At 39.3% G+C, this 8,974-nt stretch carries 7 protein-coding genes; all 7 read left to right on the top strand.

Features of this window, described 5'->3' with window-relative positions; translation table 11 throughout:
• Positions 1–26: 26 nt before the first annotated feature.
• The gene (gene murG / locus ACTJKN_RS27265) at positions 27–1,130 is read left to right on the top strand and encodes an undecaprenyldiphospho-muramoylpentapeptide beta-N-acetylglucosaminyltransferase (protein WP_440828765.1); all 1,104 of its coding nucleotides are present in this window, start codon (positions 27–29) and stop codon (positions 1,128–1,130) included.
• A 107-nt stretch (positions 1,131–1,237) separates the two neighbouring features.
• Entirely contained in the window at positions 1,238–2,593 is a 1,356-nt protein-coding gene (murC, locus tag ACTJKN_RS27260) for a UDP-N-acetylmuramate--L-alanine ligase (RefSeq protein WP_440828764.1), read from the top strand.
• Positions 2,586–3,851 (top strand): cell division protein FtsQ/DivIB, encoded by a 1,266-nt coding sequence (locus tag ACTJKN_RS27255; protein WP_440828763.1) that lies wholly within the window; start codon positions 2,586–2,588, stop codon positions 3,849–3,851. Before murC ends, ACTJKN_RS27255 begins: the two co-directional genes overlap by 8 nt.
• Before the next feature lie 5 nt (positions 3,852–3,856).
• Positions 3,857–5,215 (top strand): cell division protein FtsA, encoded by a 1,359-nt coding sequence (gene ftsA / locus ACTJKN_RS27250; protein ID WP_055915204.1) that lies wholly within the window; start codon positions 3,857–3,859, stop codon positions 5,213–5,215.
• 130 nt (positions 5,216–5,345) lie between these two features.
• Entirely contained in the window at positions 5,346–6,971 is a 1,626-nt protein-coding gene (gene ftsZ, locus ACTJKN_RS27245) for a cell division protein FtsZ (protein WP_215132139.1), read from the top strand.
• Between the two features lie 165 nt (positions 6,972–7,136).
• Positions 7,137–8,378, top strand: coding sequence for an aminotransferase class I/II-fold pyridoxal phosphate-dependent enzyme (locus ACTJKN_RS27240; protein WP_440828762.1), 1,242 nt, complete (start codon positions 7,137–7,139; stop codon positions 8,376–8,378).
• A 262-nt stretch (positions 8,379–8,640) separates the two neighbouring features.
• Positions 8,641–8,817: a hypothetical protein gene (locus ACTJKN_RS27235; RefSeq protein WP_029278061.1), complete on the top strand. Its 177-nt coding sequence runs from the start codon at positions 8,641–8,643 to the stop codon at positions 8,815–8,817.
• The last annotated feature ends 157 nt before the right edge of the window (positions 8,818–8,974 follow it).

The raw sequence follows: 8,974 nt of genomic DNA, 5'->3' as shown, positions 1-8,974 counted from the left end.
CTCTTTGCGGTTAAATAATAGTTAAAATGAATAATTCCCCAAAAATTATCATATCAGGTGGTGGCACCGGCGGGCATATTTTTCCCGCCGTGGCCATAGCCAATGCGTTAAAACGCATGGTGCCAACCTGTGAAATTTTGTTTGTGGGTGCAATAGGCCGAATGGAAATGGAAAAAGTTCCTGCAGCCGGCTATAAAATTATAGGATTAAATATTAGTGGGATGCAACGTGGCTCGATTATTAAAAATCTCGCGCTCCCCTTCAAGGTAATTGGTAGTGTGCGCAAAGCCATGCAAATTATTAATGATTTTAAGCCCGATGCCGTAGTAGGCGTTGGTGGTTATGCTTCAGGTCCGCTATTGTATGCAGCTTCGCTGAAAGGAATTCCTTACCTCATCCAGGAACAGAATTCTTATGCCGGAATAACCAATAAGTGGTTAGGTAAAAAAGCTTCAAAAATCTGTGTTGCTTTTGATGATATGGATCAGTTTTTTCCAGCTGATAGGATTTTAAAAACAGGAAATCCTGTACGTCAGGAAGTAGTTGATATTAAAGGAAAACATTTTCAGGGTGCCGAACTGTTAAAGCTCGATCCATTGAAAAAGACCATTATGGTTACCGGCGGAAGTTTAGGCGCAGGTACACTGAATAAAGCGATTGAAAAACATTTACCCGATATCCTTGCTCAAGATGTGCAGGTGATCTGGCAAACAGGTAAATATTACTACAAAGGGATTATCGAAAGATTGGGATTAGCATATCATCCCAATGTTCGCATCCTTGAGTTTTTAAATAAAATGGACCTCGCTTATGCAGCAGCAGATGTAATTGTGAGCCGGGCAGGAGCTGGAACCATAGCAGAACTTTGTTTGATTAAAAAACCGGTGATATTGGTGCCTTCGCCTAATGTTGCAGAAGACCATCAAACTAAAAATGCGATGGCCCTGGTTAAAAATGGCGCAGCGATATTAATTAACGACCGCTCTGCAGAAGATACATTAGTTAAAGAAGCACTGGCGCTGTTAAACAATGAAGAACAGTGCGAAATGTTAGCCGAAAACCTGGCTAAGATGGCATTGCCAGCGGCAGACGAAATTATAGCGAACGAAGTACTGAAATTAATTAAATAAGATATGAAAAATCAGATATGAGATATGAGAAATTAGATTTGAGGTTGGACACTACGTCGGAAATCTTAGATCTCACATCTCACATCTCACATCTCAAATCAAATAAAATGGAACTAAGTAAAATAAATAGGGTTTTCTTTGTAGGTATCGGTGGTATCGGCATGAGTGCGCTTGCCCGTTATTTTGCTAAACGCGGACAAGTAGTTTGTGGTTACGATAAAACCAGGACTAAGCTGACCGAAACCTTAGAGCGGGAAGGCATTCTCATTACCTATCTTGATGAAGCCTCTTCGCTGCCCTGTGCATTTTTGGATAATCATGATGATACCCTTGTGGTTTACACTCCAGCGATTCCAAAAGATGCTAAAATTTTAAACCATTTTATAAATAAAGGTTTTGCACTTAAAAAACGTTCTGAGGTTTTAGGGATCATCAGTAAAGGAATGTTCTGTATCGCAGTTGCGGGTACACATGGCAAAACCACCACATCATCTATAGTTGCGCATATTTTAAAAGATACCGGCTACGATTGTACCGCTTTTTTAGGAGGAATAACCAGTAACTATAACAGTAATGTGCTTTTCGGCAAGAACAATGTTGTAGTGGTAGAGGCCGATGAATACGACCGTTCTTTCCTAACCTTGCACCCGGATATAGCAGTGGTGACCTCAATGGATGCCGATCATTTGGATATTTACGGAGATAAAAGTCACCTCGAAGAATCATTCCGTTTGTTTGCCGGTCAACTTAAAGCCGAAGGTGTGCTTTATGCGCACGAAGGACTGCCGCTTGAAAAAAGCATCAGTTATGCAGCAAGTTCAACGGCGACTGCAAAGGCAGAAAATTTAAGGGTAGAAGGGTCGAAATTTGTTTTCGACTATACCGATGGTACACAAAGTATCAAAGACATTAGTTTAATGCTTCCCGGTAAGCATAATGTCGAAAATACAACGGTTGCCATTGCCATTGCGCTGCAATTGGGTATTGATGCAGAAAAGGTAAAACAAGCGGTTGCCAATTTTAAGGGTGTTAAACGCCGCTTCGAATATATTGTGAATAATGGCAATCAGATTTATATTGATGATTATGCACATCATCCTGAAGAACTGAGGGCTTGTTTTGATGCAGTAAGGCAATTATATCCAGATAAAAAGCTAACCGTGATTTTTCAGCCACACCTCTTCACACGGACAAGGGATTTTGCTGATGAATTTGCAAGAGTTTTAAGCACGGCTGACGAACTGCTTCTGTTGGAAATTTATCCCGCAAGAGAATTGCCGATTGAAGGGATAAATGCACAGTTTTTATTGGATAAAATCACTTTGACAGATAAAAAAATATGTAGCAAAGATTTTGTGGCTCAGCATGTTAAGGACACAAAACCTGAATTAATTTTAACAGTAGGTGCGGGAGATATCGACACGATTATCGAACCACTTAAAAATACTTTAAACAATGCTTAAACGGATAAACTGGAGCGCAATTTTTACTGGCTTTGCCTGGCTGATCAGCTTGGCAGGGGTGGTGGTGCTTTTGAGTTTTATCAATGTGAAGAAACAGACAGTTAAATGTACCGATGTTAAGATCCTGATTCCCGGAGCTGATAATTTCATTGAGCGCGAAGAAATCGATGCCATTTTAAAAGAAGATCAAGGTGTTCTTTTAGGTCGTAACTTGGAGAATATCAATATTCATAAGATCGAGAAAAAACTGCAGTCTAACCCTTACATCGGCTTTGCAAAGGTGTATGTAGATATGGACGGGGTGTTGCACATTGAAGTAAAACAACGTCAGCCTATCCTCCGCATATTGAACGAGAACGGGCAGGATTTTTACATCGATAATGATGGACTGAAAATGCCTATTTCATCAAACTTCACTGCCAACGTGCTTGTAGCAACAGGGCATATTACAGAGGTTTTTGGCAGCAGAGTTGATACCCTGCACACGCAATTGGCAAGAGATTTATATAAAACCGCACAGTATATTAAGAAAGATACCCTTTGGGATGCTCAGATTGAACAGATTGTAGTTGATCAGAAAAACGACATCGAACTGATCCCAAGAGTAGGTAATCAACGTATTGTTTTGGGTAATGCCGATTCGCTTGAAAAGAAAATGAAAAACCTGTTGCTGTTCTATAAAAAAGCAATGCCGCAGGTAGGTTGGGATACTTATAAAACCATCAATATTAAATATACCAACCAGATTGTTTGCGAAAAAAGAGATTCGACAGAATTAGGGAAAAAAGCAAAAACAATTTCTGCAGCCGATAGTTTGAGGATACAGCGAAGCGTAACTGATTCACTGATTAAAAGCACAATTGTTGCGGCGATGGATGATCGGCCAGAGGCAGATGAAGCCGAAAAGGTGACGCCAAAAAGAGAAACGCCCCAAAAGCCCGAAGCTAAAAAAGTTGCGCCTAAAAAGGTAGAGGTGCCAAAGGTTGAAGCCAAAAAGCCCGAGCCGAAAAAAACGGAAGTGAAAAAGGAGGCATCTAAAAAAACAACGGCAGTTAAAACAGAAGTAAAAAAGCCGGCGATTACGTCGGCTACAAAACCAAAGGAAACGAAACCTGCGGATAAAAAAGAGAAACCGAAGCAAACGGTAACAACACAGCCAAAGCCGGCAAAATCTGAGGCCCAACTGAAGAAAGAGAAAGAAGCAAGAGAGAAAGAAATCAGGGCCCTGGAAAAACAGTATAAAACTCAGCAAAATTAACGAATATGGACAAGGCAAAATTTACCAGTCAGTCGCCCATCGTAGTAGGATTGGATATCGGTACTACAAAAATTTGTGTTATCGTTGGTCGTAGAACACAACACGGTAAGATAGAAATCTTAGGAATAGGCAAGGCAGAATCGGCGGGTGTGACACGTGGAGTGGTTTCTAACATTCAAAAAACCGTACAGGGCATTGCTCAAGCAGTTGAAGTAGCAAGCGGACAATCCAATGTAGAGATACAGGTGGTAAATGTGGGTATTGCTGGTCAGCACATTAAGAGCTTACAGCACAGAGGAATTTTAACAAGAAGAGAATTAAACAACGAAATCGGTAAAAAAGATATTGATAAGTTGATTGATGATATGTTTAAACTGGTAATGCCGCCGGGTGAGGAAATCATCCATGTATTGCCACAGGAATTTACCATCGATAACGAGCCGGGAATCAAAGATCCGATCGGTATGGCAGGGGTTCGCCTTGAAGCTAACTTCCATATCATTTCTGGTCAGGTTACAGCTGTGAAAAATATCATCAAATGTGTAAACAATGCAGGTCTGCAAACTCAGGATTTAATTCTTGAGCCATTGGCTTCTTCTGAATCGGTGTTGAGCGAGGAAGAAAAAGAAGCTGGTATTGCATTGGTTGATATAGGCGGTGGTACTACAGATATTGCCATTTTCCACGAAGGTATTATCCGTCACACGGCAGTTATCCCTTTTGGTGGCAATAGTGTTACCGAAGATATTAGAGAGGGCTGCTCGGTAATGCGTAACCAGGCTGAGTTGTTAAAAACACGTTTTGGTTCTGCATTGGCTGAAGAGAATAAGGAAAACGAAATTATATGTGTTCCAGGCTTACGTGGCCGCGAACCAAAAGAAATTTCAGTTAAGAACCTGGCTTACGTTATTCAGGCACGCATGGAAGAAATTATTGAGCACGTATATTACGAGATCAAATCTTCCGGATATGAGAAAAAACTGATCGGTGGTATTGTAATTACCGGTGGTGGTGCTTTATTAAAACACTTATCTCAGGCAGTTGAATATGTAACCGGTTTAGATTGTCGTATTGGTTATCCTAACGAGCATTTATCTAAATATGAAGATATGCCTAAAACCATTTATGATGATCTGAAAAGCCCGATGTATGCAACCAGTGTAGGTTTGCTGATCAAAGGAATCCAGAAAGCAGAAGAGTTAATTGAAGAAATGAAACAGCCTGGCGTTTTTGTAGAAAAACCAAAAACAGCCAAAGAAAAAGAGAAACGCGGACCAGGTTTGTTTGATAAATTACTGGCAAAAACGAGAACTTTCATTCAGGATGACATGAATGTAAGCGATGAAGATTACTTGAAAAGTTAATTATTTTTCCACAAAAGATGAGTTTTCCACATTATCAACAGTTGTGGAAAACGTCTGTTGAAAAAGTGTTAATATTACATTGAGTAATGAACAGAATTTAAAAATTTTTAAACAACTGATTCATAAAGATATGCAGTTCGAAATGTTAAAAGATAAGTCTTCAATCATCAAGGTAATTGGTGTTGGGGGCGGTGGCGGCAACGCAGTGAACCATATGTACCTGTCTGGTATTACTGGTGTGGATTTTATTATTTGTAATACAGATGCCCAGGCTTTGGAATCTAGCCCAATACCTAACAAGGTACAATTAGGTGCTAGCTTAACCGAAGGAATGGGGGCTGGTTCTATCCCTGAGGTTGGTAAAAACTCGGCTATAGAGAATATAGATGATATTAAGGCCATGTTAGGTAGTACGACCAAAATGCTTTTTATTACAGCAGGAATGGGTGGTGGTACCGGAACAGGAGCTTCTCCAATCATTGCGAAAGCAGCTAAAGAACTTGATATTTTAACTGTTGCCATCATTACTACACCATTTTCTTTCGAAGGGAAAAGACGTAGACTGCAGGCTGATGAGGGAATGGAAGAGTTGAAGAAATACGTAGATTCTTACCTGGTAATTTCTAATGATCGCCTGCGCGAAATCTTCGGAAACCTAACCTTAGGTTCTGCCTTTGGCCAGGCCGACGATATTTTAACAACGGCAGCAAAAGGTATCGCCGAGATTATTACAGTGCCAGGTTATATCAACGTGGATTTTAAGGATGTGCGTACTGTAATGAAAGATAGTGGCGTAGCCATTATGGGAAGTTTTGCCGCTGAGGGCGAAGACCGTGCGTTACAGGCCGTAGAAGGTGCTTTAGCCTCGCCGTTATTAAAAGATAATGAAATCGAAGGTGCCCGTTATATTTTATTGAATATTAGTTCTGGTCTGCGTGAAGTAACCATGGATGAAGTTTCGATTATTACCGATTACATTCAGGAAAAAGCTGGTTTATCGGCTGATTTGATCTGGGGTAACTGTACCGACGAATCTTTAAGCGATAAACTTTCGGTAACCATTATTGCTACAGGTTTCCAAACATCAGAAGAACGCGTAAACGAAGAAAAAAATAAAAAGAAAATATCACTTTTAACACCTGAAGAAGCGCCGCTAGTTCGTCCCGTTGAACCAGTAAACTCTTTCATTCAGCCTAAAACAACGCCATCTTACGAGCCTGTTTTAAAAACGAAGGAAGAAGTTTCGCAAGCAGATCTTTTCGGTGGTATGTTCAATAAATCAGAACCTCAAAAAGTTCAGGAGCCGGAAAATAATGTGGTTCGTCATACTTTGATGGAGGAAGAACCCCAGATAGAAGAAGCACAGGAAACCGGTTTTGAGTTTGAAGTAAAATTAGCTGAAACTAATTTTGTGTTCGAAACACCGGCTGCCCAAATGCCGCCAATGCCTGAGCCAGAGATCGAAATGCCGGTTGTAGGTTTAGACGATGACAAAAGTGATGAATCGATGGAAGAGCAATTGAAAAAATCTAAAGAACGTATTTTACGTTTAAAAGATTTAAGCATGAAACTGCGCACAACCAATGGTTTACAGGAACTGGAAAACGAACCTGCTTATAAACGCAAGCAAATGCAGTTGCAACAAGTTCAGCATTCTTCTGAATCGCAGGTGAGCAGGTTTACTTTAAGCAACGATCAGGATGGTGGTACTGAGATCAGACCTAACAATTCTTTCTTGCACGATAACGTTGATTAAAACAAACCAAATATAATTTTAAAGCCCCGAAGTAAAATCGGGGCTTTTTTGGCATAAAATTGGAGTGTTAAAAATCTTAATTAATACCTAAAAGATCATTAGGTTGATTTTAAGACGAATAAAGCTTAAATTCGCAAAATTTTATTATAAAAAACAGATAATACATTGGATATATTTGATAAGATAGCAAAGCACATGGGGCCACTTGGGCAACACCAAAAATGGTCTCATGGGTATTTCTCATTTCCAAAATTAGAGGGAGAAATTGCACCACACATGCAATTTCGTGGAAAAGAGCATTTGGTTTGGAGTTTAAACAACTACTTAGGCTTAGCCAATCACCCGGAAGTTAGAAAAGCAGATGAAGAAGCTGCTGCAAAGTTTGGCATGGCTTACCCTATGGGTGCCCGTATGATGAGCGGTAATTCAAACTATCATGAACAGCTGGAGCAAGAACTTGCAGAATTTGTGGGCAAACCAGATGCATTTTTATTAAACTACGGTTATCAGGGTATGGTATCTATTATCGATACTTTGGTTGACAGGAATGATGTTGTGGTGTATGATGCAGAATCGCATGCGTGTATTGTAGATGGATTACGTTTGCACATGGGTAAACGATTTGTTTACAAACATAATGATATTGAAAGCGCCCGTAAGCAGTTAGAGCGTGCTACCAAATTGGTTGAAGAAACTGGTGGTGGTATTCTTTTAATTACCGAAGGTGTTTTTGGAATGAGTGGAGCTCAGGGTAAATTGAAGGAAATTGTTGATCTTAAAAAAGATTTCAACTTCCGTATCCTGGTTGATGATGCGCATGGTTTTGGTACAATGGGTAAAACCGGTGCAGGTACACACGAAGCACAAGACTGTATTGATGGAATTGATGTTTATTTTGGAACCTTCGCCAAATCTATGGCTGGTATTGGTGCTTTTGTTGCTTCAACAGAACAAATTACCAATTTCTTAAGGTATAACATGCGTTCTCAGACTTTTGCTAAGGCATTACCAATGCCAATGGTAATCGGCTTGTTAAAGCGCTTAGAATTGCTAAAAAGCCAACCTGAGTTGAAGGATAAACTTTGGGAAATTGCAATGACCCTGCAAAAAGGATTACGCGAACGCGGATTCGATTTAGGTGTTACCGATTCGGTAGTTACACCGGTTTTCTTAAAAGGCGAACTATCTGATGCCACTGCAATTACTTACGATTTACGCGAGAACTATAGCATCTTTTGCTCTATCGTAGTTTATCCGGTAATTCCAAAAGGTATGATCGAACTCCGTTTAATTCCTACAGCTGTTCATACACTGGAAGATGTACAACGTACTTTAAATGCTTTTAGTGAAGTAGCTGAAAAATTAGAAAACGGATATTATAAAGAGAATCTTTTCGCTACAGTTTAAGATCTATATAAATTTTACAAAGCCCTTTAAACGTATTTAAAGGGCTTTTTTGTTTAAATTTTTTCTGTAAAAAACTGTATTTCAGTCACTTGATATAATTCTTTTGTGGAAAATATGTTTATAAAAGCACAGAATGTGGAAAAAAACGGCATAGAAGGCTGTTTTTTATTGTTCTAAAAATTTTTTTATTTCATCAAACACTTTAAATTAGAGTAAGATAATTAAAAACTAAAACCTTAAAGAACCATAGGAGTAATTAAAAATGAAAAAATTCGAAGAAGTAAAAAGTTTAGTGGCGGCTTTAGAAGCTGATGCAGACAAATTTTATAACAAAGGTAACAGCGCAGCTGGAACCCGTATACGTAAAGGTATGCAGGATTTGAAAAATTTAGCTCAGGCCATCCGTTTAGAAGTTCAGGAAACTAAAAACAAAGCTTAAGCGATCAAAAATATTATAATGAAAAGCCTCAGAAATCTTCGAGGGCACTGAAAAAGTCCTCTTAATAATTGGGCTGAAAAAGAGCAGATAACCTTGGTTTCTCTGCTCTTTTTTTTGTATCTTAAATTAGATTTTAAGGTATCCGATGCTAGCTCAC

The organism is Pedobacter sp. 22163, from assembly GCF_052045595.1.
GTDB lineage: Bacteria > Bacteroidota > Bacteroidia > Sphingobacteriales > Sphingobacteriaceae > Pedobacter.
The sequence above is the reverse complement of the archived record's forward strand: the minus strand, read 5'-3'. Positions and strand labels throughout refer to the sequence as shown.